General features: G+C 70.8%; 27 protein-coding genes. 14 read left to right on the top strand and 13 right to left on the bottom strand.

Annotated elements, in window-relative coordinates; all coding sequences use genetic code 11:
- Positions 1–76: 76 nt before the first annotated feature.
- Positions 77–1030 carry a GTPase Era gene (gene era, locus AQJ84_RS12335; protein WP_030043035.1) on the top strand — a complete coding sequence of 318 codons (954 nt, stop codon included), beginning with the start codon at positions 77–79 and terminating at the stop codon, positions 1028–1030.
- A gap of 57 nt (positions 1031–1087) precedes the next feature.
- Here the strand turns inward: era and AQJ84_RS12330 are convergent, their stop codons facing one another.
- Genes AQJ84_RS12330 through AQJ84_RS12320 form a run of 3 tightly spaced genes read right to left on the bottom strand, consistent with a single transcriptional unit; the run spans position 1088 to position 3839 of the window.
- On the bottom strand, positions 1088–2422 hold the full coding sequence (locus AQJ84_RS12330) for a GH1 family beta-glucosidase (protein ID WP_030043036.1): 1335 nt from the start codon (positions 2420–2422) through the stop codon (positions 1088–1090).
- Positions 2423–2480: 58 nt separating this feature from the next.
- Complete coding sequence (locus tag AQJ84_RS12325) at positions 2481–2747, bottom strand: protealysin inhibitor emfourin (protein WP_030043037.1); 267 nt, start codon at positions 2745–2747, stop codon at positions 2481–2483.
- A gap of 21 nt (positions 2748–2768) precedes the next feature.
- A complete protein-coding gene (locus AQJ84_RS12320; RefSeq protein ID WP_053190559.1) occupies positions 2769–3839 on the bottom strand; it encodes a M4 family metallopeptidase in 1071 nt (356 codons plus the stop codon).
- Between the two features lie 322 nt (positions 3840–4161).
- Between AQJ84_RS12320 and leuA the strand changes: the two genes are divergently transcribed.
- The 5 genes from leuA to AQJ84_RS12295 all read left to right on the top strand — a co-directional run bounded on the left by leuA (position 4162) and on the right by AQJ84_RS12295 (position 11031).
- Complete coding sequence (gene leuA, locus AQJ84_RS12315; RefSeq protein WP_030043040.1) at positions 4162–5883, top strand: 2-isopropylmalate synthase; 1722 nt, start codon at positions 4162–4164, stop codon at positions 5881–5883.
- 185 nt (positions 5884–6068) lie between these two features.
- Positions 6069–6764 carry a tellurite resistance TerB family protein gene (locus tag AQJ84_RS12310; protein ID WP_030043041.1) on the top strand — a complete coding sequence of 232 codons (696 nt, stop codon included), beginning with the start codon at positions 6069–6071 and terminating at the stop codon, positions 6762–6764.
- Between the two features lie 146 nt (positions 6765–6910).
- Entirely contained in the window at positions 6911–8998 is a 2088-nt protein-coding gene (locus tag AQJ84_RS12305; protein ID WP_107082650.1) for an MMPL family transporter, read from the top strand.
- 132 nt (positions 8999–9130) lie between these two features.
- Positions 9131–10372, top strand: a complete 1242-nt coding sequence (locus AQJ84_RS12300; protein WP_053190594.1) for a sensor histidine kinase — start codon at positions 9131–9133, stop codon at positions 10370–10372.
- The gene (locus tag AQJ84_RS12295; protein ID WP_030043044.1) at positions 10369–11031 is read left to right on the top strand and encodes a response regulator transcription factor; all 663 of its coding nucleotides are present in this window, start codon (positions 10369–10371) and stop codon (positions 11029–11031) included. Before AQJ84_RS12300 ends, AQJ84_RS12295 begins: the two co-directional genes overlap by 4 nt.
- A gap of 178 nt (positions 11032–11209) precedes the next feature.
- Here AQJ84_RS12295 and AQJ84_RS12290 read toward each other — a convergent pair whose 3' ends face one another.
- Entirely contained in the window at positions 11210–12157 is a 948-nt protein-coding gene (locus AQJ84_RS12290) for a hypothetical protein (RefSeq protein WP_030043045.1), read from the bottom strand.
- Positions 12154–12705 (bottom strand): SigE family RNA polymerase sigma factor, encoded by a 552-nt coding sequence (locus AQJ84_RS12285; protein ID WP_030043046.1) that lies wholly within the window; start codon positions 12703–12705, stop codon positions 12154–12156. Before AQJ84_RS12285 ends, AQJ84_RS12290 begins: the two co-directional genes overlap by 4 nt.
- Positions 12706–12787: 82 nt before the next feature.
- Between AQJ84_RS12285 and AQJ84_RS12280 the strand changes: the two genes are divergently transcribed.
- A complete protein-coding gene (locus AQJ84_RS12280) occupies positions 12788–13234 on the top strand; it encodes a protein-tyrosine phosphatase family protein (protein ID WP_030043047.1) in 447 nt (148 codons plus the stop codon).
- Positions 13235–13323: 89 nt separating this feature from the next.
- Entirely contained in the window at positions 13324–14442 is a 1119-nt protein-coding gene (locus AQJ84_RS12275; RefSeq protein WP_053190563.1) for an abortive phage infection protein, read from the top strand.
- Positions 14443–14536: 94 nt separating this feature from the next.
- Here AQJ84_RS12275 and AQJ84_RS12270 read toward each other — a convergent pair whose 3' ends face one another.
- From AQJ84_RS12270 to AQJ84_RS12260, 3 genes are all read right to left on the bottom strand, one after another.
- Positions 14537–16015 carry an alpha/beta hydrolase gene (locus tag AQJ84_RS12270; protein ID WP_030043049.1) on the bottom strand — a complete coding sequence of 493 codons (1479 nt, stop codon included), beginning with the start codon at positions 16013–16015 and terminating at the stop codon, positions 14537–14539.
- 116 nt (positions 16016–16131) lie between these two features.
- Positions 16132–16410, bottom strand: coding sequence for a DUF397 domain-containing protein (locus AQJ84_RS12265; protein WP_030043050.1), 279 nt, complete (start codon positions 16408–16410; stop codon positions 16132–16134).
- Entirely contained in the window at positions 16392–17225 is an 834-nt protein-coding gene (locus AQJ84_RS12260) for a helix-turn-helix domain-containing protein (RefSeq protein WP_030043051.1), read from the bottom strand. Before AQJ84_RS12260 ends, AQJ84_RS12265 begins: the two co-directional genes overlap by 19 nt.
- Before the next feature lie 115 nt (positions 17226–17340).
- Between AQJ84_RS12260 and AQJ84_RS44085 the strand changes: the two genes are divergently transcribed.
- Genes AQJ84_RS44085 through AQJ84_RS12245 form a run of 4 tightly spaced genes read left to right on the top strand, consistent with a single transcriptional unit; the run spans position 17341 to position 19395 of the window.
- Positions 17341–17547 carry a hypothetical protein gene (locus tag AQJ84_RS44085; protein ID WP_078632238.1) on the top strand — a complete coding sequence of 69 codons (207 nt, stop codon included), beginning with the start codon at positions 17341–17343 and terminating at the stop codon, positions 17545–17547.
- A complete protein-coding gene (locus AQJ84_RS12255) occupies positions 17544–17759 on the top strand; it encodes a hypothetical protein (protein ID WP_030043052.1) in 216 nt (71 codons plus the stop codon). The genes AQJ84_RS44085 and AQJ84_RS12255 overlap by 4 nt, the downstream gene beginning before the upstream one ends.
- A 21-nt stretch (positions 17760–17780) precedes the next feature.
- Positions 17781–18530, top strand: a complete 750-nt coding sequence (gene recO / locus AQJ84_RS12250; protein WP_030043053.1) for a DNA repair protein RecO — start codon at positions 17781–17783, stop codon at positions 18528–18530.
- A 28-nt stretch (positions 18531–18558) separates the two neighbouring features.
- Positions 18559–19395: an isoprenyl transferase gene (locus AQJ84_RS12245; RefSeq protein ID WP_030043054.1), complete on the top strand. Its 837-nt coding sequence runs from the start codon at positions 18559–18561 to the stop codon at positions 19393–19395.
- A 70-nt stretch (positions 19396–19465) separates the two neighbouring features.
- On the opposite strand, the gene AQJ84_RS12240 is transcribed toward AQJ84_RS12245, so the two are convergent.
- From AQJ84_RS12240 to AQJ84_RS12225, 4 genes are read right to left on the bottom strand one after another with little or no spacing between them, the layout of a single operon-like run.
- The gene (locus tag AQJ84_RS12240; protein ID WP_030043056.1) at positions 19466–19879 is read right to left on the bottom strand and encodes a Fur family transcriptional regulator; all 414 of its coding nucleotides are present in this window, start codon (positions 19877–19879) and stop codon (positions 19466–19468) included.
- A gap of 59 nt (positions 19880–19938) precedes the next feature.
- Positions 19939–20841 (bottom strand): metal ABC transporter permease, encoded by a 903-nt coding sequence (locus tag AQJ84_RS12235; protein WP_030043057.1) that lies wholly within the window; start codon positions 20839–20841, stop codon positions 19939–19941.
- Positions 20841–21608 (bottom strand): metal ABC transporter ATP-binding protein, encoded by a 768-nt coding sequence (locus AQJ84_RS12230; RefSeq protein ID WP_053190597.1) that lies wholly within the window; start codon positions 21606–21608, stop codon positions 20841–20843. The genes AQJ84_RS12235 and AQJ84_RS12230 overlap by 1 nt, the downstream gene beginning before the upstream one ends.
- Before the next feature lie 17 nt (positions 21609–21625).
- Entirely contained in the window at positions 21626–22585 is a 960-nt protein-coding gene (locus tag AQJ84_RS12225) for a metal ABC transporter substrate-binding protein (RefSeq protein WP_030043058.1), read from the bottom strand.
- A 185-nt stretch (positions 22586–22770) separates the two neighbouring features.
- Between AQJ84_RS12225 and AQJ84_RS12220 the strand changes: the two genes are divergently transcribed.
- Together AQJ84_RS12220 and AQJ84_RS12215 are read left to right on the top strand one after the other, a co-directional pair.
- Positions 22771–24153, top strand: a complete 1383-nt coding sequence (locus tag AQJ84_RS12220; protein ID WP_053190565.1) for a glycine--tRNA ligase — start codon at positions 22771–22773, stop codon at positions 24151–24153.
- Between the two features lie 138 nt (positions 24154–24291).
- Positions 24292–24696, top strand: a complete 405-nt coding sequence (locus tag AQJ84_RS12215) for a VOC family protein (RefSeq protein WP_030043060.1) — start codon at positions 24292–24294, stop codon at positions 24694–24696.
- An 82-nt stretch (positions 24697–24778) separates the two neighbouring features.
- Here the strand turns inward: AQJ84_RS12215 and AQJ84_RS12210 are convergent, their stop codons facing one another.
- The gene (locus tag AQJ84_RS12210; protein ID WP_030043061.1) at positions 24779–24985 is read right to left on the bottom strand and encodes a hypothetical protein; all 207 of its coding nucleotides are present in this window, start codon (positions 24983–24985) and stop codon (positions 24779–24781) included.
- Between the last annotated feature and the right edge of the window lie 45 nt (positions 24986–25030).

Raw genomic sequence — 25030 nt, 5'->3', positions numbered from 1 at the left:
TTCCGAACGCTCACCGGAAGGGGGGTGTGCGGACGGTTGTACGGCGGGGCTCCGTGGATCAGGGAGAATGGGCGGCATGAGCGCTCGTACCCAGTCATCCGAAGAGCCGGCCGAAGCTGTCCACCGGGCCGGCTTCGCCTGCTTCGTCGGTCGTCCCAACGCGGGCAAGTCCACCCTCACGAACGCTCTGGTCGGGCAGAAGGTGGCGATCACCGCCAACCAGCCGCAGACGACGCGTCACACGGTACGCGGGATCGTGCACCGGCCCGAGGCCCAGCTGATCCTGGTGGACACCCCCGGGCTGCACAAGCCGCGCACGCTGCTCGGTGAGCGGCTGAACGACGTGGTCCGCACCACCTGGGCCGAGGTCGACGTGATCGGCTTCTGCCTGCCGGCGAACGAGAAGCTCGGTCCCGGCGACCGTTTCATCGCGAAGGAACTGGCGGGGATCAAGAAGTCCCCGAAGGTCGCGATCATCACGAAGACCGACCTCGTCGACTCCAAGACCCTGGCCGAGCAGCTGATCGCCGTCGACCAGCTCGGCAGGGAGCTGGGCATCGAGTGGGCGGAGATCGTCCCGGTGTCGGCGACCGCGAACAAGCAGGTCGACCTGCTGGCGGACCTGCTGATCCCGATGCTGCCCGAGGGCCCGGCCCTCTACCCCGAGGGTGACCTCACCGACGAGCCCGAGCAGATCATGATCGCGGAGCTGATCCGTGAGGCCGCGCTGGAAGGCGTCCGCGACGAGCTGCCGCACTCCATCGCCGTGGTCGTCGAGGAGATGCTGCCGCGCGAGGACCGCCCAGCCGACAAGCCCCTCCTCGACATCCACGCCTTCGTCTACATCGAGCGCCCCAGCCAGAAGGGCATCATCATCGGCCCCAAGGGCAAGCGCCTGAAGGACGTCGGCATCAAGTCCCGCAAGCAGATCGAGGCGCTGCTGGGGACGCCGGTCTTCCTGGACCTGCACGTCAAGGTGGCGAAGGACTGGCAGCGCGACCCGCGCCAGCTGCGCAAGCTGGGCTTCTGAGCGCACCGCCCAGGGGGCCCGGCCCCCTGGGCCCGGGGGCCGGAGCCCCCAGGGACCTCAGCGCTGTGCCCTCAGCATGTCGCGGAACCACGTGTACGACGCCTTCGGCGTCCTGACCAGCGTCTCGAAGTCCACGTGGACCAGGCCGAACCGCTGCGCGAACCCCTCCGCCCACTCGAAGTTGTCCAGCAGCGACCACACGAAGTAGCCGCGCACGTCCACGCCCGCCTCGACCGCCTCGTGCAGGGCACGGACGTGGCCGTCCAGGTAGGTGATGCGGGCCTGGTCGTCGAGGCCCTCGTAGCTGCAGCCGTTCTCGGTGATGACGACCGGGGGGAGCCGGTCGGCGTAGCGGTCGCGGAGGGTGGTGAGGAGTTCCGTGAGGGCCTGGGGGACCACCGGCCAGCCGAAGTCGGTGACCGGGACCCCCTCGATCTCCCGTACCGAGAAGGGGAGTTCCGCCGGGATCGTCAGGCCGCCGAACTCGATGTCCTCGCCCTGCGGGGCGCCCACGCGGGTCGGCGCGTAGTAGTTCACGCCGTACCAGTCCAGCGGCTCCCCGATGACCTTGAGGTCCGCGGCGACGTCGCCCGGCATCAACTCGCCGAGCCCCTCCGGGTATTCGCCCAGCAGGACCGGATCCGCGAACAGCCGGTTCAGCAGCAGGTCGTAGAAGGCCGCCGCCTCCACGTCCGCCGTCTCCCGCGACGCCGGCCACGTCGGCCCGTGGGAGTTGGCGATGCCGACGTCCGTGGCGCCGGCGGCGCGCAGGGCCCGGACGGCCAGCCCGTGCGCCAGGAGCTGGTGGTGGGCGGCGGGAAGCGCGTCGAACATCAGCTGCCCGCCCGGCGCGTGCGCGCCCAACGCGTGCCCGAACAGCGTGTGTTCGGCGGGCTCGTTGATGGTGACCCACTTCTTGACGCGGTCACCGAGACGATCGGCGACGACCGACACGTGGTCCGCGAACCGCGCCGCCGTGTCGCGCTCCAGCCAGCCGCCCGTCTCCTGCAGCGCCAGCGGCAGGTCCCAGTGGAAGAGCGTCGGCATCGGGCGGACGCCCGCCGCGCACAGGTCGTCGACCAGGCGGTCGTAGAAGTCCAGGCCGCCCTCGGCACGCACCCTCGGCCAGGAGACCGAGAAGCGGTACGCGTCCACGCCCAGGCCGGCCAGCAGGGCCACGTCCTCGCCGTGGCGGTGGTAGTGGTCGCAGGCCACGTCCGCCGTCGAGCCGTCCTTCACCCGTCCGGGCTCGGCCGCGAACGCGTCCCACACGGACGGCTCACGCCGGTCCGCCGCCCCCTCGATCTGGTGGGCGGAGGTCGAGACGCCCCAGAGGAAGCCGTCGGGGAACCGGGGTATCGGGTGGGCCGCACTGCGGTCATCGGTCGCCATGGGCCGGATCATCCGTACCAGCGGTAACGGAAGTCAACGGCTGGGCGGGAACAACCGGTTACGCGCCTTCCTTCAGCACCCGGCTGATCAACTTGCGTTGTTCCTCCGTGAGCCGGGGGTCGGCCGCGTAGACCGTCCGCCCGTCCACGGTGATCTGGTAGCTGAAGCCGTCCGGCACGCCGATCGGCGGTGTGCCCCGGCCGGCGGCGAGTGCCTTCTCGGCGAGGGCCTGCCATTCGTGGGCATCGGACCGCCCCGAGGTGTCCACCTCGGCGTGCCGCTCGATGCCCGCGAACCCGCCCGTGCGCCTGACCTGAATACGCATGGGTCCCTGTCTAGTACGGACTCAGAGAATGCGCACCCCGACCTGCTCCCAGGCCTTCTCCACGGCCTGGAGCTCCTCGCCGCCGGCACCGAAGCGCTCGCGCGCCGCCTTGACGGTCAGCTTGGCGAAGTCGCCGAAGAAGGCCCGCTCGCCCAGCTCGCCGCCGGCCAGGGCGTCGTACCAGATCTGTCCCGCCTTCTCCCAGGCGTAGCCGCCCAGCGCGGTTGCGGCCAGGTAGAAGGCGTGGTTGGGGATGCCGGAGTTGATGTGGACGCCGCCGTTGTCGCGGCCGGTGCGGACGTAGTCGTCCATGGTCCCGGGCTGCGGGTCCTTGCCGAGGACGTCGTCGTCGTAGGCGCTGCCCGGTTCCTTCATGGAGCGCAGGGCCTTGCCGGTGACGCCCGGGGCGAGCAGGCCGGCGCCGATCAGCCAGTCGGCCTCGGCGGCGGTCTGGCCGAGGGTGTACTGCTTGATGAGCGAGCCGAAGACGTCGGACATCGACTCGTTGAGGGCGCCCGGCTGGCCGTAGTAGGTGAGGTTCGCGGTGTACTGCGTGACGCCGTGGGCCAGTTCGTGGCCGATGACGTCGATCGGGATGGTGAAGTCGAGGAAGATCTCGCCGTCGCCGTCGCCGAACACCATCTGCTCGCCGTTCCAGAAGGCGTTGCCGTAGTCCTCGTCGTAGTGGACGGTGGCGTCCAGGGGCAGGCCGTCGCCGTCGATGGAGTGGCGGCCGTAGGCCTTGAGGAAGAGGTCGAAGGTGGCGCCGAGCCCGGAGTAGGCGCGGTTGACCGTGGCGTCCTGGCCGGGTTCCGAGCCCTCGGCGCGGACCTCGGTGCCGGGCAGGACGGTACGGTGCCCGGCGTCGTAGACGGTGCGCAGCGGCTGGTCGGACGGTGCCTTCGCGGTCGGGGCGGCCGCGAGGCGGAACTCGGTCGTCACCCGGCGCCTGCTGCGCAGCTCGCTGTCGCGCAGCAGCGTCCGCCGGGCGGGGCCGGAGAGTGCGGGGTCGTCGTTGCGGGCCAGTCGGTCGAGGACGTGTGGCGGAACGACGGTGCAGAAGACGGGCTCGAAGCCCCCGTTGGTCGTCATGCCCGGCACCCTTGCACTGGGTGATGAAGCTGTCACTACCCGCCACCATGATTGGTGAAATGTGCCGACACGAACCCTCACGGTCCGTAGCGAAGTGGTATGGCGCACTTTTTGTCCCATTAATCCCTGCGGTCCCGCATACTGATACAGGCCCGCGCATCCGGCGCGGCTCAGCTAGGCTGCGGAGCATCATGCGTTTCGGGCTGCTTCTCCTTAGCTGCCGCGGCGAGGGCCTGTAACCGAGGCCGACCCCCTCCCCGCGGAGTTTGGCGCTGCGCCGTCGGCCGTCCTTCCGGACCCGCCCTCGAGGAGCCCCCGCATCATGGCCAACCGCCAGCAGCCCAGTTCCATGCCGATCCACAAGTACGGCCGCTACGAGCAGGTCGACATCCCGGACCGCACCTGGCCGGACAACCGGATCACCGTCGCCCCCCGCTGGCTCTCCACCGACCTGCGCGACGGCAACCAGGCCCTGATCGACCCCATGTCACCCGAGCGCAAGCGCCGGATGTTCGACCAGCTGGTCAAGATGGGCTACAAGGAGATCGAGGTCGGCTTCCCGGCCTCCGGCCAGACCGACTTCGACTTCGTGCGCTCCATCGTCGAGGAGCCGGGCGCGATCCCCGACGACGTCACCATCTCCGTACTGACCCAGGCCCGCGAGGACCTGATCGAGCGGACCGTGGAGTCGCTGAAGGGCGCCAAGCGCGCCACCGTGCACCTGTACAACGCGACCGCGCCGGTCTTCCGCCGTGTCGTCTTCCGCGGCTCCAGGGACGAGATCAAGCAGATCGCCGTCGACGGCACGCGCCTGGTCGTCGAGTACGCGGAGAAGCTGCTGGGCCCGGAGACCGAGTTCGGCTACCAGTACAGCCCGGAGATCTTCACCGACACCGAGCTGGACTTCGCGCTGGAGGTCTGCGAGGCGGTCATGGACGTCTGGCAGCCCGGTCCGGGCCGCGAGATCATCCTCAACCTGCCCGCCACGGTGGAGCGTTCGACGCCGTCCACGCACGCGGACCGCTTCGAGTGGATGAGCCGCAACCTGTCGCGCCGCGAGTACGTCTGCGTCTCCGTCCACCCGCACAACGACCGCGGCACGGCCGTCGCCGCCGCCGAGCTGGCGCTGATGGCCGGCGCCGACCGTGTCGAGGGCTGTCTGTTCGGGCAGGGCGAGCGCACCGGCAACGTCGACCTGGTCACCCTGGGCATGAACCTGTTCTCCCAGGGCGTCGACCCGCAGATCGACTTCTCCGACATCGACGAGATCCGTCGCACGTGGGAGTACTGCAACCAGATGGAGGTCCACCCGCGCCACCCGTACGTGGGCGACCTGGTCTACACGTCCTTCTCCGGCTCCCACCAGGACGCCATCAAGAAGGGCTTCGACGCCATGGAGGCCGACGCGGCCGCGAAGGGCGTCACCGTCGACGACATCGAGTGGGCGGTCCCGTACCTGCCGATCGACCCGAAGGACGTGGGCCGCTCCTACGAGGCGGTCATCCGCGTCAACTCGCAGTCCGGCAAGGGCGGAATCGCGTACGTCCTGAAGAACGACCACAAGCTGGACCTGCCGCGCCGGATGCAGATCGAGTTCTCGAAGATCATCCAGGCGAAGACGGACGCCGAGGGCGGCGAGGTCACCGGCAACGACATCTGGGCGACCTTCCAGGACGAGTACCTGCCCAACCCCGAGAACCCGTGGGGCCGGATTCAGGTCAAGAACGGGCAGTCGACGACCGACACCGACGGCGTGGACACCCTGCGCGTCGAGGCCACGGTCGACGGCGCCGACACGGTCCTGACCGGTACCGGCAACGGTCCGATCTCGGCCTTCTTCGACGCCCTGCAGTCCGTCGGCATCGACGCCCGTCTCCTGGACTACCAGGAGCACACGATGAGCGAGGGCGCGTCCGCGCAGGCCGCCTCCTACATCGAGTGCGCGATCGACGACAAGGTCCTGTGGGGCATCGGCATCGATGCGAACACGACGCGCGCCTCGCTGAAGGCGGTCGTTTCGGCCGTCAACCGCGCGACTCGCTGACCAGTCTCACCGGCGGTTTGAGACCCCGTGCGCCGTTTGTTCGGCGGGCGGGGTCCCGTCGTTTACCGGCCATTTGGTGTGCAGGTCACGGGTAGGTCTCGTCGGAGGTACTGACTCCACCTCTCGGATGTGGCTAACATCACGCAAGCGCGGCGATGTTGCCGCGGGGGTTACGGAGGTGCGACGTGCTGCCAGGACGGGGACGAAACGGCCGAGCCGTCAGGCTGTCACGCCTCCTCGGCACGCGTACCGCGTGGACACCCGTCGGCGACGGGGAATTCTTCTGCCCCGGCTGCGGAGGCGACCGCAACTTCCAGCGGCTGACCGGGCGTCGCCGCTTCACCCTCGTCGGGGTGCCCGTGCTGCCGCGCGGCGAGACCGGTCCCGTCGTGGAGTGCGCGGCCTGCCGCCGCCACTTCGGCACCGACGTCCTCGACCACCCGACCACCACCCGCTTCTCCGCGATGCTCCGCGACGCCGTCCACACGGTCGCCCTCGCCGTGCTGTCCGCGGGCGGCACCTGTTCGCGTACGTCCCTGGAGACCGCCGCGGCCACCGTGCGCGCCGCCGGCTTCGACGACTGCACGGAGGACCAGCTGGAGGCCCTGGTCGAGGCGCTGGCCGCGGACACCGGGCGGGTCTACGGCCGCTCGTGCGGAGCCGGTCTGGCCATAGAGCTCCATGAGGCCCTGGACCCGCTGGCCCCCCACCTCGCCGCCCCCGGCCGCGAGTCGATCCTGCTGCAGGGCGCCCGGATCGCCCTCGCCGACGGCCCCTACACCCCCGCCGAACGCGACGTCCTGGCCACCGTGGGCGCCGCGCTGACCATCTGCGCGGACGAGGTGACCCGGCTGCTGGTGTCGGCGCGGACACCGTCGTAGGACGCGGTACTCCCCAGGGAGTACCGGCGCCCGCGGGCCACCCCGCGCAGTAGCCCCCAACTCGCCCTCGCGCCCGACGAATCGGTCCCCGCACGCCGGGAGTCTGGAGAACGACCCAGACACCCGACCGGAGGGAGGCCCGTCACATGGGGGCCGCAAGGACATCTGTACGGCGGCGGCGTGCCGTGCCCTGGCTGGTGCTCGGGCTGTGGATCGCCGTGCTGGCGCTCGCCTCGCCGTTCGCGTCGAAACTCTCGGACGTCCAGCGTGACCGGGCCGTCGACTACCTGCCGGCGAGTGCCGACTCCACCCAGGTCGCGAAGATCCAGGAGCGGCTGCCCGGCGGGGAGGCCACCGAGATGGTGGTCGTCTACCACCGCGACGGCGGCCTGACCGCCGCCGACCGGGCGACGGCCGCCGACCAGGTCAAGCGGATCGCGGGCGCCCACCAGCTCACCGGCGAACCGCGGGGCGTCCCGTCCCGGGACGGCACCACCCTGATGTACCCGGTCGCCAGCACCGAACCGGGCACGGACGAGAAGGCCAGGGACGCGCTCGTCAACGACGTCCGGGACATCGCCACGAGCGCCGACGGGCTCACGGTCGACGTCGGCGGCGAGGGGGCGCTCGCCACCGACGCGAGCGAGGTCTACAACTCCCTCGACGGGCCGCTGCTCTACACCACCGCCGCGGTCGTCGCGCTGCTGCTGATCCTCATCTACCGCAGCCCGTTCCTGTGGCTGGTGCCGCTCGCTGTCGCGGGCATCGCCGACTACCTGTCGATGGGGGTCGCCTACGGCCTCAACCAGGGGTTCGGGACCTCCGTGTCCGGCCAGAGCTCCGGCATCATGACGATCCTGGTGTTCGGGGCGGGCACCGACTACGCGCTGCTGCTGGTCTCCCGGTACCGCGAGGAGCTGCGGCGCGTCGAGCGGCCGTACGACGCCATGGCCGCCGCGCTGCGCGGCTGCGGGCCCGCGGTGCTCGCCTCCTCCGGCACCGTCGCCGCCGGACTGCTGTGCCTGCTGGCCGCCGACCTCAACTCCAGCCGGGGGATGGGGCCGCTCGGCACGGTCGGCGTGCTGTGCGCGCTGGTCGCCATGATGACCCTGCTGCCTGCCGTCCTCGTCCTGCTGGGCCGGCGCGTCTTCTGGCCGCTGGTGCCCCGCTACGGCAGCACGCCCAAGGTCCGCCGGTCGCTGTTCGCCGCGATGGGCAGCTCGGCCGGACGGCGCCCGCTGACCGTCCTCGCGGGCGGCGCCGTCCTGCTCGGCGCGCTCGCCCTGGGCACCCTGAACCTGCCCGGCAGCCTCAAACAGGAGGACACCTTCACCAGCAAGCCCGACGCGGTCGCCGCCATGGAGACCCTCGCCAGGGCCTACCCCGAGCGCGGCACCCAGCCGATCACCGTCATCACACCCACCGACCGCGCCGACACCACCCTGGCCGCCGCCCGGGACACCCAGGGTGTCGACAACGCGGAGCGCGGCCGCAGCGGCGACGGCTGGACGGAGATCTCGGTCATCGCCGCCTCGGCGCCCCAGTCCGCGGGGGAGACCGCCACCATCGAGGCCCTGCGCGAGGGACTCGACGGCTCCTACGTCGGCGGACCCAGCGCCGAGCAGCTCGACCTGAAGGACACCAACGCCCGCGACCGGATGATCGTCGTGCCGCTCGTCCTCCTCTCGGTCCTGCTGATCCTGATCGCGCTGCTGCGGTCGATCGTCGCCCCGCTGATCCTGGTGGCCGCCGTGGTCGCCGTGTGGGGCGCTGCCCTCGGCATCGGCGGACTCGTCTTCGGGCCGGTCTTCGGCTTCGAGGGCACGGATCCCGGACTGGGGCTGCTGTCCTTCGTGTTCCTGGTGGCGCTGGGCGTCGACTACGGCATCTTCCTGATGCACCGGATGCGCGAGGAGTCCCTCAAGGGCGTCGACCCGGTCACCGCGGCGCTCACCGCCCTGCGCACCACGGGCGGGGTCATCGCCTCGGCCGGACTGGTCCTCGCGGCCACCTTCGCGGTGCTCACCAACATGCCGCTGGTCCCGCTCGTCGAGCTGGGCTTCGTCATCGCGGTCGGGGTGCTGCTGGACACGTTCCTCGTCCGCACCTACCTGGTGACCAGCGCGAGCGTCGCGCTGCGCCGCAGGGTGTGGTGGCCCGGCCGGCTGTCGAAGGAGCCGCGGCCCGCGGTCCCGCCGAAGGAACCCGAGCCGGCGGCCGCGTCCGCCCACTGACCCGGCCCGACCGACCAGGCCCGACCGACCCGACCGACCTGACAGACCGGCGCCCCTCCCCTCCCGGAGGGGCGCCCCCTGGCGGAGGATGAAGCCGTGCAGGCAACCTCAACGGCCGTACCCAAGACGCCGATTCCCACGCGGGCGCCCACGCCGGGGACACGGCCCCGGGTGGGCGAGCGGATCCTCGCCGCGATCGGCCGCGACCCCCGGGCCGTCCCGCACGGCACCCGCAACGACGTGCTGCTGGCGCTCGCCCTCGTCACGTCGGCCGTGTGCATCGGGCTGTCGGTCGACGACGGGCGCCGCCCGGACGCCCTCGGCTGGACGCTGCTGATCGCCGCGCACGTCCCGATCGTGTGGCGGCGCCGGCATCCGCTGCTCGTGCTGGCCGCGCTGGTGGCGCTGATCGTGCCTTACCACGCCCTCGACAACAACCACTCCGCTCCCACCCCGGTCGCCTACGTGGCGCTGTACACCGTCGCCGTCACCGGCCGGCCCATGCGGACCCTCCTGACCGGCGCCGCCGTCCTCGGGATCTCCCTGAGCGTGATGCTCACCGTCGACACCAAGCAGGCCGTCGAGCTGCTGCGGATCTCCGGCTGGATCATCGCCGTGCTCTTCCTCGGCGTCGACGTCCGCTTCTACCGGCAGTACGTCGCCGCGATCGTCGAACGCGCCGAACGCGCCGAACGCACCCGCGAGGAGGAGGCCCGCCGCCGGGTCGCCGAGGAGCGCCTGCGGATCGCCCGCGACCTGCACGACCTGCTCGCGCACAGCATCACCCTCATCGGCGTCCAGACCTCCGTCGCCGCGCACGTCCTGGCCGCCGACCCCGAGCGCCTCGACCGGGCGACGGTCGCCAAGGCCCTCGACGACATCGCCGAGACCTGCCGCAGCGCGCGCGGCGAACTCCGTACGACGCTGGAGGTGCTGCGGGCCTCCGAACACGGGGACGCGCGCGGCCCGTTGCCGGGTCTGGACGGCGTGCCCGACCTGGTGGAGGCGGCGCGGCTGGCGGGCGCGCGGGTCCGGCCGGACGTCCGGGTCGGGCAGGCACCGCCCGCCGTGGGGGCCGCCGCGTACCGGATCGTGCAGGAGGCCCTGACCAACGCGGTACGGCACGCCGGGCCCCAGCCCGCCGTCCGGGTCGAGATGTACGAGGCGGACGGCGCGCTGCACCTGTCGGTCAGCGACGACGGCACCGGGCCCACGCCCGGCGGCACGCCGGGGTACGGGCTGGTCGGAATGCGGGAGCGGGCCCGCAGTGTGGGTGGCACACTCGACGCCGGGCCGCGGGGGCCGGGCGGCTTCGAGGTGACCGCCGTCCTGCCGCTGGCCGCCGCCGTCCTGCCCGGAGGGGGAACCGGATGACCATCCGCGTACTGCTTGCCGACGACCAGACCCTCGTACGGGAGGCGTTCGCGATGCTCGTCGAGTCGGCCCGGGACATGGAGGTGGTCGGGCAGGCGGGCACCGGGCGGGAGGCCGTCGAACTGGCGCGGGGCGCACGCGCGGACCTCGTCGTGATGGACGTGCGCATGCCCGACCTGGACGGCATCGAGGCGACCCGGCTGATCGCCGCGGACGAGGAGCTGGCCGGTGTGAAGGTGCTGGTACTCACCACCTACGACACCGACGAGAACATCGTCGATGCGCTGCGGGCGGGGGCGTCCGGGTTCCTGGTGAAGGACACGCGTCCGGCCGAACTCCTCGACGCGATCCGTACGGTGGCGGCGGGGGAGGCGCTACTGTCACCCGGTCCCACGGCTCGGCTGATCGAGCGGTTCCTGCGCAGTCCGTCGGGGCCGGTGGCCGGGGGCGGGCCGGAGTGTCTGTCCGAACGTGAGCGTGAGGTACTGGCGTTGGTCGCGCGGGGCCTCAACAACACGGAGATCGCCGAGGCGTTGGGACTGAGTCCGCTCACCGCGAAGACCCACGTCAGCCGGATCATGGGCAAGCTGCGGGCGCGAGACCGTGCGCAACTGGTCATCGTGGCGTACGAGTCGGGGATGGTGACGCCGGGAAGGTGACCGGGGGTCGGCCTCCGTGCGTGGGGTGCGCGCCCCTGGGGGCTCCGCCCCCGCACTCACGGCCTATGCCCACCCACCACCCGACTCGGTGGGCCGAGCGGTGACCCCCGAGCCTGCCCGGCGTCCGTGGGCGCCGACCCCTGTACGGCGCCCACGGACCGGGCCGGACCTACGGCCCCTACGGGAGGTTCTTCTCGTAGTACTTGTCCTGGTCGGAGTCGTAGACCAGCTTGCCGCCGGCGTCGTAGCCCTTGACGTGCGGAGCCGCGGTGACCTGCCGATCGAGGACGCCGGAGGCGACGAACCAGCCGTGGTCCAGGGCGGCCTCACTGGTGGCGTCGCCGTAGGAGACCGTCACCTTGGCCACCGACGACTTCACCGTGCCGATGACACCCCAGCGGAACGGGAGCTTCCAGCTGCCCTTGTCGAGGAACGACTGCTGGTAGAGCTTGCCGCCGTTCATGTCGGGGAACACGGCGCCGGCGTCCGGCGGCAACCCCTCGGCGCCCCCGCCGCCGATGTTCAGACCCGAGGCCTCACCGTCCTTGATGTTGCAGATCAGTCGGGTCTGCGCCGGCTTCTCCTGCACCGCGACGACGAACATGCCGTCGCCCGGGGTGTTGGAGTCACCCGTGCTGTTCATCGCGAGGATGATCCGGTACTCGTCGGCCGCGCCCAGGTCCGCGTCGTCCGGTCCGGTGGTGTGCTGCCGGTCGTAGGCGAGGCACTTGTCGAGGCCCTCCGCGGCCTGCTCGAAGCTGACGCCGTCGAAAAGCTGCCTGTCCGTGGCCGGCCGCGCGGGCCCGGTCGGCGTGGGCGACGCGGTCGGTGTCGGCGCCGCCGACCGCGAGGCGCTGACCGCCGTCTGCGGTGACGCCGTGCCGGACGCCCCGCCGGGAACCCCCAGCGCGTACGCCCCCACCGGCACCGCCGCCAGCGTCACCAGGGCCGCCCCCGCCGCCGCCACCCGGCGCCGCCGCTCGGCCGCGCCCCGGTGCCGGATCGCCGGGTAGGGGGCGGGCGAGGGCCGGATCGTGTAGGCGTCCTCGGCGAGCAGCCCACGCAGCCGCTCCTCGAAGTCGGGCCCGTCTCCCGGCCCTTGCCCCTGTGGCTGTTCCCCGTTCACCTGGTTCCTCCCTGCCCCGCGGATGACGTGCGGCTGCGCTCGGGCCCGTCCAGGACCTGTGCGAGCCCCGGATACGTGCGCAGCTTCGCCAGCCCTTTGGACGCCTGGCTCTTGACCGTGCCGGGGGAGCAGCCGAGGGTCTCGGCCACCTCCGCCTCCGACAGGTCCTCCCAGTACCGCATGACGATCACCGCCCGCTGCTTCGGCGGCAGCCCCGCCAGCGCACCGAGCAGCGCGCTGCGCTCGTCGGCCCACGACACGGCCTCGTCACGCCGCGCGACCTCCGGCGGCGCCGCCGTCAGCGACTCCGCGACCCGCCGCTTGCGGAACCGGTCGCTGTTGCAGCTGACCAGCATCCGACGGACGTACGCCTCCGGGTTGTCGCTGCGCGACACACGCCGCCAGGAGCGGTACGCCTTCGCCAGCGCCGTCTGTGTCAGGTCCTCGGCGTGGTGCGCGTCGCCGGTGAGCAGAAACGCGGTCCGGACGAGCCGGGACCACCGCGCGCTGACGAATTCGTGGAACTGGGCCTCTTGTTCGGCCTGCATCAAGCACCCTCCCTCGCCCTCCAGACCACCGTTCTCACGGATTCGGTTGCCCGGCCTCCGGCACCGGGTTCGAATGGGGCCCATGGAGAGTGTGGAGCTGTGGGAGGAGCAGGGGGCGGGCGTCCTGCGCCTGCCGTCGGGGCGGCTGGTGCGGGGGCGCGGCCTGAGGAACCCGCCGGCGCCCGGGGCGCCGCTTCCGTCGTACGGCGTCTATCTCCTCGGCAAGCCGCCCCCGGACGTCCCCTGGCCGTCCCGCTGGCTGCGCTGGCCCGACTTCCGGCTGCCCGCCGACCGCGAGGACGCCCGCGTGGTCCTCACCGAGGTCTGGGAGCGGGCGCCCGGTGAACGCGTGGAACTGGCCTGCGGCGGCGGCCGCGGCCGCACGGGCACCGCGCTGGCCTGTCTCGCGGTCCTGGACGGCGTACCGCCGGGCGAGGCCGTCGCGTACGTCCGCCGCCACTACGACCGGCACGCGGTCGAGACACCGTGGCAGCGGCGGTACGTACGGGGGTTCGGCTCCGGCGGGTAGGCGATCGGCGCCGAGCGTCATCCCTTGGTCGCGGTGCCGTAGACCATCGGACGACGGCGGGAAACGGTCGGCGCCGCCACAGTGACGGCATGGAGAAGACCCAAGGGATCAGTCGGGCACGGTTTCTGACCGGCGCGGCGGCCGTCGGAATGGCGGCCGCCGTCTCACCCGCCGGCGCCGCCCGGGCGACCACCGGGCGCGGGCTGAGGCGTCGCGGCGTCGTCTACACCGTCGGGGCCGGCGAGACCCCCGGCACCGCCTTCAGCACCGCCCGGATGCGCGAGGACGTCCGGGTGATCCGCGACGACCTGCACGCCGACACCCTCGACGTCACCGGGGACGGCGTCGAACGCCTCACCGCCACCGCGGCCGAGGCCGCCGAACGAGGACTGCACGTCTGGCTCCAGCCGACCCTCGGGGACGTCCCGGAGCGGGACATCCTCGAACACCTCGCGGAGTGCGGGCGGTTCGCGGAGCGGCTGCGGCGGCAGGGCGCGAGCGTGGACCTCAGCGTGGGCTGCGAGTTCTGGCTGTTCGTGCCCGGCATCGTGCCGGGGGAGAACGTCCTGGAACGCATCGAGAACCTGCGGAAGGGCACGGTCGACCGGGAGCTCATGCAGCGCCGCCTGGACCGCTTCACCGCGAGGGCGGCGCGCACGGCCCGCTCGGTCTTCCGCGGCCGGCTGAGCTACGCCGCCGCCCAGGACGACCGGGTGGACTGGAAGCTGTTCGACATCGTGGGCGTCGACTACTACTCGTACCACCCGCGCCGCGCCGACTACGTCCGTGAGCTGCGCACGTACCTGCGCTGGGGCAAGCCCGTCGCCATCACCGAGTTCGGCACCTGCACGTTCGTCGGCGCTCCCGAGGCGGGCGGCATGGGCTGGGACATCGTCGACTACGAGAAGGACCCGCCGGAGATCAAGGGCGCCCCGGTCCGCAGCGAGCGCGTGCAGGCCGCCTACCTGACCGACCTGCTCGACGTGTTCGAGTCGATGGGCCTGTACGGCGCGATGGCCTTCGAGTTCCTCACGGCGGACGCCCCGCACCGCCCCGACGACCCCCGCCACGACCTCGACATGGCGAGCTACGGCATCACCAAGGCCATCAAGGACCACCCGGACGACCCGGCGTCGGAGTGGCACTGGGAACCCAAGGAGGCGTTCCACGCGCTCGCCCGCGCATACGGCCGGTGCCGGGGGCGCTGACGGGATCGTCGGGAGGCCTCGCCGAGGTCGCACCGCCAGGGTCGTCAGAAGGCGTGCCTGACCCGGCCCGAAGCAGCCCTCGCGTGAGTTCCGCCTACGCGCAGTAGACGTCCCTGTCGGGTCGCTCACCCGTGGCCAGGAAGCGGGACACCGTCTCGTCGCCGCACGCGTTGCCGTTGGCGAGGTAGGCGTCGTGGCCGGTGGCGTTCACGGTGACCATGACGGCACGGTCGCCGAGGGCCTGGCGGAGCTTGAGGGCACCGGCGAGCGGGGTGGCGACATCCCGTTCGTTCTGTACGAGCAGGATGTTGGACGGCCCGCGGTCGGTGATCCGCACCGGTGCCTGCTTCGGCCGGTACGGCCAGGCGGCGCACACCATGGCATTGCGCGGCATGCCCGCGGTCAGCGGGTACTCGGCACGGCTCTTGTCGACGCCCTTCTGGTAGACGGCGGCCGATTCAGGCCAGGTGACGTCGTTGCACAGCGTCGCGGCGCCGACCGCGGTGACGTTCTGCAGGACCTGCTCGGGCGGGGCCGCGGGTGCGGGCGGTACGGTTCCTGCCTGCGCGGCCAGGATCAGCTTGGCCAGAGTGGGGAAGCGGCTGGGCGAGTAGAACGTGTCCAGCATGGTCTGGCGCAGCACGTTGCCGTTCAGCTCCTCCGGGTTGGCGCCGGGCCACGGGATGGGCTTACGGTCCAGCCGCGCGGCCAGCTTCAGGATCAAGGGCCGCACCTCGGCCGCCGTCCCGGCCAGCCGGTCCGGGTTGTCCGGCGTCGACGCCCACTTCGCGAACTCGGGGAAGGTGTCCTCGACGCCCTGTTCGTGTCCGGCCAGCCAGGCGCGGGCAACGCGGGTGGGGTCGGGGTCGTCGTTGCTGTCGAGGACGATCCGGTCGGTGCGGTGCGGGAACAACTGGCTGTAGACGGAGCCGACATACGTTCCGTACGACACTCCCCACGCCGAGATCCTCCGCTCTCCGAGCGCGGTCCGCACACGGTCGAGGTCGCGGGCCTCGGCGACCGTGTCGATGTGCCGCATCAACTCGCCGCCGTTGCGGGCACAGGCATCCGCCAGGCGCCGTGCGGTGACCATGTTCTCGGCGACGGACCCGTCCGGGGCGGGCCAGGGCCGCAGCTTCGAGAGGGCGAGGTCGGCATGGTCGAGGCCGCAGTCGACGGAGGTGGAAGGGGCGAGCCCGCGCGGGGCGAAGCCGATCAGGTCGTAGGCGTCCCGTACTTCCCGCGGCAGCTTCTGCCCCTTGCCCGAGGGGTTGGCGAGGCTGGACCCGCCGGGCCCGCCCGGGATCAGCACCAGCACCCCGCGGCGGGCGGCCGGGTCCTCGGCGGGGATCCGGGAGACGACGACGTCGATGGTGCGGCCGCCCGGGTCGGCGTAGTCCATCGGCACCTGGACGGTCGCGCACTGCTGACGGGGGTCGAGGCCGGTGCCCGCGCACTTCACCCACCGGAGGGAGGGGGTGGCGGCGGACGCGGACGTGGTGAGAGGTGCGGTGAGACCCAGGAGTGCGGCGGAGGTGGCGACGAGGGCGGCGGTTCGCTTGATCTGCGTCATGCGGAAGAGCCTCGCCGAACCTGACGGTTCGCCACATCCGGGTAACTCCCGTGTTCGTGGAGGGGGTTACCCCCACAACGGCTCTCGGGGTTTCCCCGGAGCCCCGACAGCCGTCGTCAGGCGGCGGCCCCGACGGTACGGACGAACTCCGCCCAGGCGGAGGTCCCGAGGAGCAGTACCGGCCCGTCCGTGACCTTGCTGTCGCGGACGGGCACGACGCCGGGGACTCCGTCGGCGACCTCTAGGCAGTTGCCGCCGTTGCCGTCGCTGTAGCTGCTCTTACGCCAGTTGGCGGCGCCCGGGAAGTCGTACGCGACCTCGACGCAGTCGCCTCCGTTGCCGTCACTGTGGCTGCTCTTGCGCCAGCGTGCGTTGCTCAGGTCGTAGTCGCGCATCGTCTGAAGTCCTCCGCCGCCGATCCGACCAGGGCCAGGGACGCCTCCGGCGACAGCGCGGCGGCCCTGAGCTGATCGTATGCCGACTGTGCCCGCATCACCACGGCCGGATCGTCAAGTAGGTTCCCCGAATACACCGCCTCCGTATAGGCCGTTGGCGGTGCGTCCTCAAACTCCATGAGCTTGAGAGAGCCGGTCATGACGGCATACGCCCCAGCCGCGTTGGGCAGCACCTGCACCAGCACCGTCCGCTCATGCGCCAGCGCGGCCACGTGTTCCAGCTGCTCGGCCATGACGGCCGCCCCACCCACCGGGATGCGCAGCACGTTCTCGTGCAGGATCACCCAATACTCGGGCCGTGTGGCGTCCTTGAGGATCCGCCCCCGCTCCATGTGGCCGGAGACCTTCTCCTCGATGTAGTCGTCCGGCGCGAACGGGTTCATCGCGAGCGTGATCGCCCGCGCGTACCCCGCCGTCTGCAACAGGCCCGGCACCAGTGCCGGCGCGAACTCGCAGATCCTCGTCGCCAGAGCCTCCAGCTCCGCCGCCTTCGCGAAGTAATCCGCGTACCGGGGGTCGTCGATGAGCTTCCGGCACAGCCGATCGAAAATACCGTCGGTTTGTAGCGCCTCGTCAATCCGCTGTGCGATATCGAGTTGGGGCTTTCGAATGGCCTGCTCGAACTGGCCGATATAAGCTCCGGACACGAAGACACGTAACCCAAGCTCTACTTGGGTGATCCCGGCATCCTCCCTTCTCCGCTTCAGCTCTGCTCCGAAGAACTCCCAGACAGCCTGCCGCGAACCGTTGGCCACAGCCAACCCCCTAGCGCTGACCCGCACTTGTAGTGCAGAGACTCCTGCCGAGTGTAGGCGCAACCAGGCATGGTGGAAGCGAGAAGAGTGAAACCCGAAAAGGGAGGGGAGCACGGTGGAGTCACGGCACTCGGCGCGCTGCGTCGAAGAGGCGGAGGAATCGGTGAAGGAATTGCGCGAGGCGCTCCTTATCGCGGGAATTACACTGCCGTCACTAGGGCTCGATCCGCTGAGTCTTTCGCGAGAGACGCCCTGTCCGCTCGTGGAATTGGGGCGGTGTTCCGTGGAGACCGCGCGGCGACTCGCGGCGGCGCTGCGATGACCCCGCCGGTGGGGGCGTACGTCGTGGACACCCGCAGTGGGAGGGTGGGGATCGTCATGGGGCACGAGGGGCCGTACGTGCAACTGAGACCGTACGGCGGGGGCCGCGAGTGGGACGCCGACCCGGGTGTCGTGAGGCACGCCACCCCGGCCGAGCGGCTGAGCGCGATGACCGCGTACGCCAATGCCCGCAGTCGCGGTGAGGTGCCTTGAACGTAGGCGAGAATGGGCTCCATGAGTCTGTTCCGTGACGACGGCGTCGTGCTGCGCACCCAGAAGCTGGGTGAGGCGGACCGGATCATCACGCTGCTCACCCGCGGTCACGGCCGGGTACGGGCCGTAGCGCGCGGTGTACGGCGGACGAAGTCGAAGTTCGGGGCCCGGCTGGAGCCCTTCTCCCACGTCGACGTGCAGTTCTTCGCACGCGGCAGCGAGCTGATCGGGCGCGGGCTGCCGCTGTGCACGCAGAGCGAGACCATCGCGCCGTACGGGGGCGGGATCGTCTCGGACTACGCCCGCTACACCGCCGGGACGGCGATGCTGGAGACCGCCGAGCGGTTCACCGACCACGAGGGCGAGCCGGCGGTGCAGCAGTACCTGCTGCTCGTCGGTGCGCTGCGCACGCTGGCCCGGGGCGAGCACGCGCCGCATCTGATCCTCGACGCGTTCCTGCTGCGCTCCCTCGCCGTCAACGGCTACGCGCCCACCTTCACCGACTGCGCGAGGTGCGGCATGCCCGGGCCGAACCGGTTCTTCTCGGTGGCGGCCGGCGGCTCGGTCTGCGTCGACTGCCGGGTGCCGGGGAGTGTCGTACCGTCGCCGCAGACCCTGGAACTCCTGGGCGCGCTGCTTACGGGAGACTGGGAGACCGCGGACGCGAGCGAGCCGCGGCATGTCCGGGAGGGGAGCGGGCTGGTGTCCGCCTACCTGCACTGGCATATGGAGCGCGGGCTGCGCTCCCTTCGATACGTCGAGAAGTCCTAGCAACCAGCACGAGGAGACGAGAAGCGCCATGGCCGTACGCGGGATCCTGGGGCGTCAGCGCCGCGAGTACAAGACGCCGGAGCCCCACCCGTCCGGAGCCCGCCCGCCGAAACTCCCCGGCGAGCTGGTGCCCACCCATGTGGCGATCGTCATGGACGGCAACGGCCGCTGGGCCAAGGACCGGGGCCTGCCGCGCACCGAGGGCCACAAGGTCGGCGCCGAGCGGGTGCTGGACGTGCTGCAGGGCTCGATCGAGATGGGCGTGAAGAACATCTCCCTGTACGCCTTCTCCACCGAGAACTGGAAGCGGTCGCCCGACGAGGTGCGCTTCCTGATGAACTTCAACCGCGACTTCATCCGCAAGACCCGCGACCAGCTCGACGAGCTCGGGATCCGGGTGCGCTGGGTGGGCCGGATGCCCCGGCTGTGGAAGTCCGTCGCCAAGGAGCTCCAGGTCGCCCAGGAGCAGACCAAGGACAACGACAGGCTGACGCTGTACTTCTGCATGAACTACGGCGGCCGGGCCGAGCTCGCGGACGCGATGCAGGCCATGGCGGAGGACGTGAAGGCGGGCCGGCTCGACCCGTCGAAGGTCACCGAGAAGACGATCCAGAAGTACCTGTACTACCCGGACATGCCGGACGTCGACCTGTTCCTGCGCCCCAGCGGCGAGCAGCGCACCTCCAACTACCTGCTCTGGCAGAGCGCCTACGCCGAGATGGTCTTCCAGAACGTCCTGTGGCCCGACTTCGACCGCCGAGACCTGTGGCGGGCCTGCGTGGAGTTCGCCTCGCGCGACCGCCGCTTCGGCGGAGCGATCCCGAACGAGGAGCTGCTGGCCATGGAGGGCAGGCAGGAGGACTAGAGACAGAGCCCGGACACACGCGCAGGGGCGCCCCGGTACGAGACCGGGGCGCCCCTGCGCGTGTCCCGTGTCACATCTTCGCCGCGCACTCCTCGCACGTGCCGAAGATCTCCACCGTGTGCGCCACGTTCACGAAGCCGTGCTCCGACGCGATCGCCTCCGCCCACTTCTCCACCGCCGGGCCCTCGACCTCGACGGCCTTGCCGCAGACGCGGCAGACGAGATGGTGGTGGTGATCGCCGGTGGAACAACGGCGGTAGACGGACTCACCGTCCGACGTGCGCAGGACGTCGACCTCACCGGCGTCGGCGAGGGACTGGAGAGTGCGGTAGACCGTGGTCAGCCCGACCGAGTCGCCCTTGTGTTTGAGCATGTCGTGGAGATCCTGCGCGCTGCGGAACTCGTCGACCTCGTCGAGGGCCGCCGCCACGGCGGCCCGCTGCCGGGTGGCACGGCCCTTCACGGGCGGTCCTGCGGTCGTCACCGGTTGCCTCCTCACGTCTGCACCTGCCGGGCCATTGTGCCAGCCCGGCCTGTCAGCGGTCAGACGCCGACCTTCCCGTCCGCTTCCCGGCTGGCCGGAATCACACACTCCGCCGGGTCCCCGGCAGGGTGCGCGGCCGCCGTGGCCCGCGCGCGCCGCCGGGCCAGCGGGGCCGCCAGCACGGTCAGGGCGACGAAGGCCGCGATGGTCAGCAGCACGATCGTCGCGCCGGGCGGGACGTCCTGGTAGTACGAGGTCACGGTGCCGCCGATGGTCACCGTGACGCCGATGGCCACGGCGATCGCGAACGTGGCCGCGAAACTGCGGCTGAGCTGCTGCGCCGCCGCCACCGGCACCACCATCAGCGCCGACACCAGCAGCAGGCCGACCACCCGCATCGCGACCGTCACCGTGACCGCCGCGGTGACCGCGGTCAGCAGGTTCAGCGCGCGCACCGGCAGGCCCGTGACCCGCGCGAACTCCTCGTCCTGGCTGACCGCGAACAACTGGCGGCGCAGACCGAGGGTGACGAGCACCACGAACGCGGCCAGCGCACAGATCGCCGTGACGTCGGACTCGCTGACGGTGGAGAGCGAACCGAAGAGGTACGACATCAGGTTCGCGTTCGAGCCCGTCGGCGCGAGGTTGATGAACATCACACCGCCGGCCATGCCGCCGTAGAAGAGCATCGCCAGGGCGATGTCGCCGCGGGTCTTGCCGTACCAGCGGATCAGCTCCATCGCGACCGCGCCGATCACGGAGACCAGCGTCGCCATCCACACCGGAGACCAGGACAGCAGGAAGCCCAGGCCGACGCCGGTCATCGCGACATGGCCGATGCCGTCGCCCATCAGGGCCTGGCGGCGCTGGACGAGGTAGATGCCGACGGCGGGGGCGGTGATGCCGACCAGGACGGCGGCGAGCAGCGCCCGCTGCATGAAGGCGTAGTTCAGGAGGTCCATCAGCTCAGCAGTCCCGTCCGGATCGGTTCGGCGTCATGAGCCGCGTGCGGGTGTACGTGGTCGTGGCCGGGCAGCGCGTGCTGGCCGACGGCCTTCGGCGGCGGGCCGTCGTGCTGGACGCAGCCGTCGCGCAGGACGACCGCCCGGTCGATCAGGGGCTCCAGGGGGCCCAGTTCGTGCAGCACCAGCAGCACCGTCGTACCGGCGGCGACCTGTTGCCTGAGCGTGTGCGCCAGCACCTCCTGGCTGGCCAGGTCGACGCCCGCCATCGGCTCGTCCATGATCAGGAGTTCGGGTTCGGCGGCGAGCGCGCGGGCGATCAGCACCCGCTGGTGCTGACCGCCGGAGAGGGCGTTGACGGAGTCCTTCGCGCGGTCGGCCATGCCCACCAGCTCCAGGGCACGGCGGACGGCCTCGTGGTCGGCCTTGCGCAGCACGCCGAAGCGGGCGCGGGACAGACGGCCGGAGGAGACGATCTCGGTGACCGTCGCCGGGACGCCGCCCGCGGCCGTGGTGCGCTGCGGGACGTACCCCACCCGCGCCCAGTCGCGGAAGCGGCGGCGCGGGGCGCCGAACAGCTCGATCTCGCCGTCGCTGACCGGGACCTGGCCGATGATGGTGCGGATCGCGGTCGACTTGCCCGAACCGTTGGCCCCGAGCAGCGCGACGACCTCACCGCTGTTCACGGTGAGGTCGATACCGCGCAGGACGGGGCGCGAGCCCAGCTCGGCGCGGACGCCGCGCAGGGAGATGACGGGCTCGCTCACGAGGTCCTCCGTAAGGATCACTTGGTGCCGAGGGCGGTCTGGAGCGCCTTCAGGTTGGACTCCATGACCTGGAAGTAGTCGTCGCCCTTGGACTTGGCGGTGATGCCCTCGATGGGGTCGAGGACGTCCGTCTTGAGGTGGGAGTCGGCGGCGATGGTCTTCGCGGTCTTGTCGCTGACGAGCGTCTCGTAGAACACCGTGGTGACGCCGTCGGCCTTCGCCATCTTCTCAAGGTCCTTCACCCGCGAGGCGCTGGGCTCGGACTCGGGGTCGAGGCCGTTGATGGCCTCCTCGGTCAGGCCGTAGCGCTCGGCGAGGTAGCCGAAGGCGGCGTGCGTGGTGATGAAGACCTTGGTCTTGGTGTTCGCCAGGCCTTCCTTGTACTGGGTGTCGAGGGCGCCGAGCTTCTTGACCAGGGCGGCGGTGTTCTTCTTGTAGTCGGCCGCGTTGTCCGGGTCGGCCTTCTCGAAGGCCTTGCCGACACCCTCGGCGACCTGGGCGTAACGCACCGGGTCCAGCCAGATGTGGGGGTCGAGACCGGCCAGCTCCTCGTTCTCGTGGTCGTCGTGCTCGGCCGCGTGGCCGCCGACCTCGTTGCCGTGCTTCTCCATCGTGGTGAGGGAGGCGGCGTCGATCTTCGTCTTGACGTCGGACTGGGCCACCGCGTCGTCGACGGCGGGCTGGAGGTTCTTCAGGTAGAGCACCGCGTCGGACTCCTGGAGCTGCGCGGTCTGCTTGGCGCTGATCTCCAGGTCGTGTGGCTCCTGGCCGGGCTTGGTCAGGTTGGTGATGTTGACGTGGTCCCCGCCGATCTGCTGCGCGAGGTACTGCATCGGGTAGAACGACGCGACGACGTCGAACTTGTCCGTGTTGCCGGCTGCGGCGCTCTCGCCCGAGCAGGCGGAGAGGGTGGCCAGCCCGAGGGCGGTGGCCGCGGCCGTGGCGACCGTGGGTATGAGGCGACGTCGTACGTTCATGACAGTCATTTTCAACAAATCTGGAAATGATTGTCAACAAACCAGCGTAAGAGGGCGGTGAGAGCCCGGGAGCCGGACCGATTTGATCGGAGGGGAGTCCTCGCCGGTAACCTGAAGCATTCGCTCTGAAGCAATGCTCTGAAGCATCTCGCTTCGTCGCCCGTCGTCGTAATGAAGAGAGCACCGTGGCCGCCGACAAGATCGACACCATCGTCAGCCTGAGCAAGCGCCGTGGCTTCGTATTCCCCTGCAGTGAGATCTACGGCGGTCAGCGCGCCGCCTGGGACTACGGGCCGCTGGGTGTCGAGCTCAAGGAGAACCTCAAGCGCCAGTGGTGGCGCTACATGGTGACGTCGCGCGAGGACGTCGTCGGTATCGACTCGTCCGTGATCCTGGCCCCCGAGGTCTGGCAGGCCTCCGGCCACGTCGCCACCTTCACGGACCCGCTCACCGAGTGCACCTCCTGTCACAAGCGGTTCCGCGCGGACCACCTGGAAGAGGCCTACGAGGCCAAGCACAACCGCCTTCCGGAGAACGGCCTGGCGGACGTGAACTGCCCCAACTGCGGCAACAAGGGCCAGTTCACCGAGCCCAAGCAGTTCTCGGGCCTGCTGTCGACGCATCTCGGCCCGACGCAGGACTCCGGTTCCATCGCGTACCTCCGCCCCGAGACCGCGCAGGGCATCTTCACCAACTTCGCCCAGGTGCAGACCACTTCGCGTCGCAAGCCGCCGTTCGGCATCGCGCAGATGGGCAAGTCCTTCCGCAACGAGATCACGCCCGGCAACTTCATCTTCCGCACCCGCGAGTTCGAGCAGATGGAGATGGAGTTCTTCGTCAAGCCGGGCGAGGACGAGACGTGGCAGGAGTACTGGATGGAGCAGCGCTGGAACTGGTACACCGGCCTGGGCATGCGCGAGGAGAACATGCGGTGGTTCGAGCACCCGAAGGAGAAGCTCTCCCACTACTCCAAGCGCACGGCTGACATCGAGTACCGCTTCCAGTTCGGCGGCAACGAGTGGGGCGAGCTCGAGGGCGTCGCCAACCGCACCGACTACGACCTCGGCGCCCACTCCAAGGCCTCCGGCCAGGACCTCTCCTACTTCGACCAGGAGGCCGGCGAGCGCTGGACGCCGTACGTCATCGAGCCCGCGGCCGGTGTCGGCCGCGCGATGCTGGCGTTCCTGCTCGACGCCTACATCGAGGACGAGGCCCCCAACGCCAAGGGCAAGCTGGAGAAGCGCACGGTGCTGCGTCTCGACCCGCGCCTGTCCCCGGTGAAGGTCGCGGTGCTCCCCCTCTCCCGCAACCCGGAGCTGTCCCCGAAGGCCAAGGGCCTCGCCCAGGCGCTGCGGCAGAACTGGAACATCGACTTCGACGACGCCGGCGCCATCGGCCGCCGCTACCGTCGCCAGGACGAGATCGGCACGCCGTTCTGCGTGACCGTCGACTTCGACACCCTGGACGACAACGCGGTGACCGTCCGCGAGCGCGACTCGATGAAGCAGGAGCGGGTGTCGCTGGACCAGATCGAGGGGTACCTGGCGAGCCGCCTGATCGGCTGCTGAGGTCTGCCGACCGGGTCTGACGGACGCCGGACGGGCTGAGGTGATCAGCTCGTCCGGCGTTTTGCCGTGCGGTGTTGAGGGAGAGTTCAACGCGGTGGAAGCTCTCGCCGCGAGGGCTCGGAACCCGTAGGAGCCGACATGTCAGACGAACCAGCCGTCCGTGAACTCCGCCTGGTGGTCACGGCCGCCGACTACGACGAGGCGCTGCACTTCTACCGAGACGTCCTCGGGCTGCCCGAACGCGCCGCGTTCGCCTCCGCGGGCGGCCGGGTCACCATCCTGGAGGCCGGCCGGGCCACCCTGGAACTGACGGACCCCCCTCACGCCGACTTCATCGACGAGGTCGAGGTCGGGCAGCGCGTGGCCGGTCACATCCGGGTCGCGTTCCAGGTCGACGACTCCGCCGCCACCACCGTGAAGCTGGCCGCCGCCGGAGCGGAGGTCCTCGCCGAGCCGACCCGGACCCCCTGGAACTCGCTGAACTCCCGGTTGGAGGCCCCGGGGTCACTCCAGCTGACGCTCTTCACCGAGCTGGACGAGTAGGGGGGGCGAAGAGGGGAGGGGCGCGGAGGAGAAGGGCGAGGAGGAGAAGCAGGGCGGGGGCCCAGGGCCGCGGCCGTGTCCGTCACGCCCCCGCCGGGTCCACCGTCGCCTGGTGGGCCTCCGCCAGGTGCTCCTCCGCCTTCAGCCACGGCAGGAACTGCGCGCTCTGGCGCCAGCCGCACGTGTCGCACCGGATCGTGCGCTGCACTCCCGCACGCCGTACCCGGACGACGTGCTCACGTCCGTGCTGGTCCCAGCGGCTCACCTTGCTCGTGTTGATCTCCAGCATGCTGCCTCCAAAGGCAGGGCCCCGTGGGTCTGTTGACGAGAGGAC

This window comes from Streptomyces resistomycificus, assembly GCF_001514265.1.
Taxonomy (GTDB): Bacteria; Actinomycetota; Actinomycetes; order Streptomycetales; family Streptomycetaceae; genus Streptomyces; species Streptomyces resistomycificus.
Note: the sequence above shows the minus strand (reverse complement) of the source record. Positions and strands in the feature narration are given on the sequence as shown.

Bases quoted from the DNA above. Each gene is read 5' to 3' on its own strand.
- AQJ84_RS12275 (WP_053190563.1), top strand. From the start codon at position 13,324: ATGGAGAAGACCCAAGGGATCAGTCGGGCACGGTTTCTGACCGGCGCG.
- recO (WP_030043053.1), top strand. From the start codon at position 17,781: ATGAGTCTGTTCCGTGACGACGGCGTCGTGCTGCGCACCCAGAAGCTG.
- AQJ84_RS12325 (WP_030043037.1), bottom strand. From the start codon at position 2,747: ATGCGTATTCAGGTCAGGCGCACGGGCGGGTTCGCGGGCATCGAGCGG.
- AQJ84_RS12255 (WP_030043052.1), top strand. From the start codon at position 17,544: ATGACCCCGCCGGTGGGGGCGTACGTCGTGGACACCCGCAGTGGGAGG.
- AQJ84_RS12215 (WP_030043060.1), top strand. From the start codon at position 24,292: ATGTCAGACGAACCAGCCGTCCGTGAACTCCGCCTGGTGGTCACGGCC.
- AQJ84_RS12285 (WP_030043046.1), bottom strand. From the start codon at position 12,705: ATGCAGGCCGAACAAGAGGCCCAGTTCCACGAATTCGTCAGCGCGCGG.
- AQJ84_RS12210 (WP_030043061.1), bottom strand. From the start codon at position 24,985: ATGCTGGAGATCAACACGAGCAAGGTGAGCCGCTGGGACCAGCACGGA.
- AQJ84_RS12225 (WP_030043058.1), bottom strand. From the start codon at position 22,585: ATGAACGTACGACGTCGCCTCATACCCACGGTCGCCACGGCCGCGGCC.
- AQJ84_RS12330 (WP_030043036.1), bottom strand. From the start codon at position 2,422: ATGGCGACCGATGACCGCAGTGCGGCCCACCCGATACCCCGGTTCCCC.
- AQJ84_RS12305 (WP_107082650.1), top strand. From the start codon at position 6,911: ATGGGGGCCGCAAGGACATCTGTACGGCGGCGGCGTGCCGTGCCCTGG.
- leuA (WP_030043040.1), top strand. From the start codon at position 4,162: ATGGCCAACCGCCAGCAGCCCAGTTCCATGCCGATCCACAAGTACGGC.
- AQJ84_RS12295 (WP_030043044.1), top strand. From the start codon at position 10,369: ATGACCATCCGCGTACTGCTTGCCGACGACCAGACCCTCGTACGGGAG.
- AQJ84_RS12235 (WP_030043057.1), bottom strand. From the start codon at position 20,841: ATGGACCTCCTGAACTACGCCTTCATGCAGCGGGCGCTGCTCGCCGCC.
- AQJ84_RS12265 (WP_030043050.1), bottom strand. From the start codon at position 16,410: ATGCGCGACTACGACCTGAGCAACGCACGCTGGCGCAAGAGCAGCCAC.
- AQJ84_RS12245 (WP_030043054.1), top strand. From the start codon at position 18,559: ATGGCCGTACGCGGGATCCTGGGGCGTCAGCGCCGCGAGTACAAGACG.
- era (WP_030043035.1), top strand. From the start codon at position 77: ATGAGCGCTCGTACCCAGTCATCCGAAGAGCCGGCCGAAGCTGTCCAC.
- AQJ84_RS12270 (WP_030043049.1), bottom strand. From the start codon at position 16,015: ATGACGCAGATCAAGCGAACCGCCGCCCTCGTCGCCACCTCCGCCGCA.
- AQJ84_RS12320 (WP_053190559.1), bottom strand. From the start codon at position 3,839: ATGACGACCAACGGGGGCTTCGAGCCCGTCTTCTGCACCGTCGTTCCG.
- AQJ84_RS12280 (WP_030043047.1), top strand. From the start codon at position 12,788: ATGGAGAGTGTGGAGCTGTGGGAGGAGCAGGGGGCGGGCGTCCTGCGC.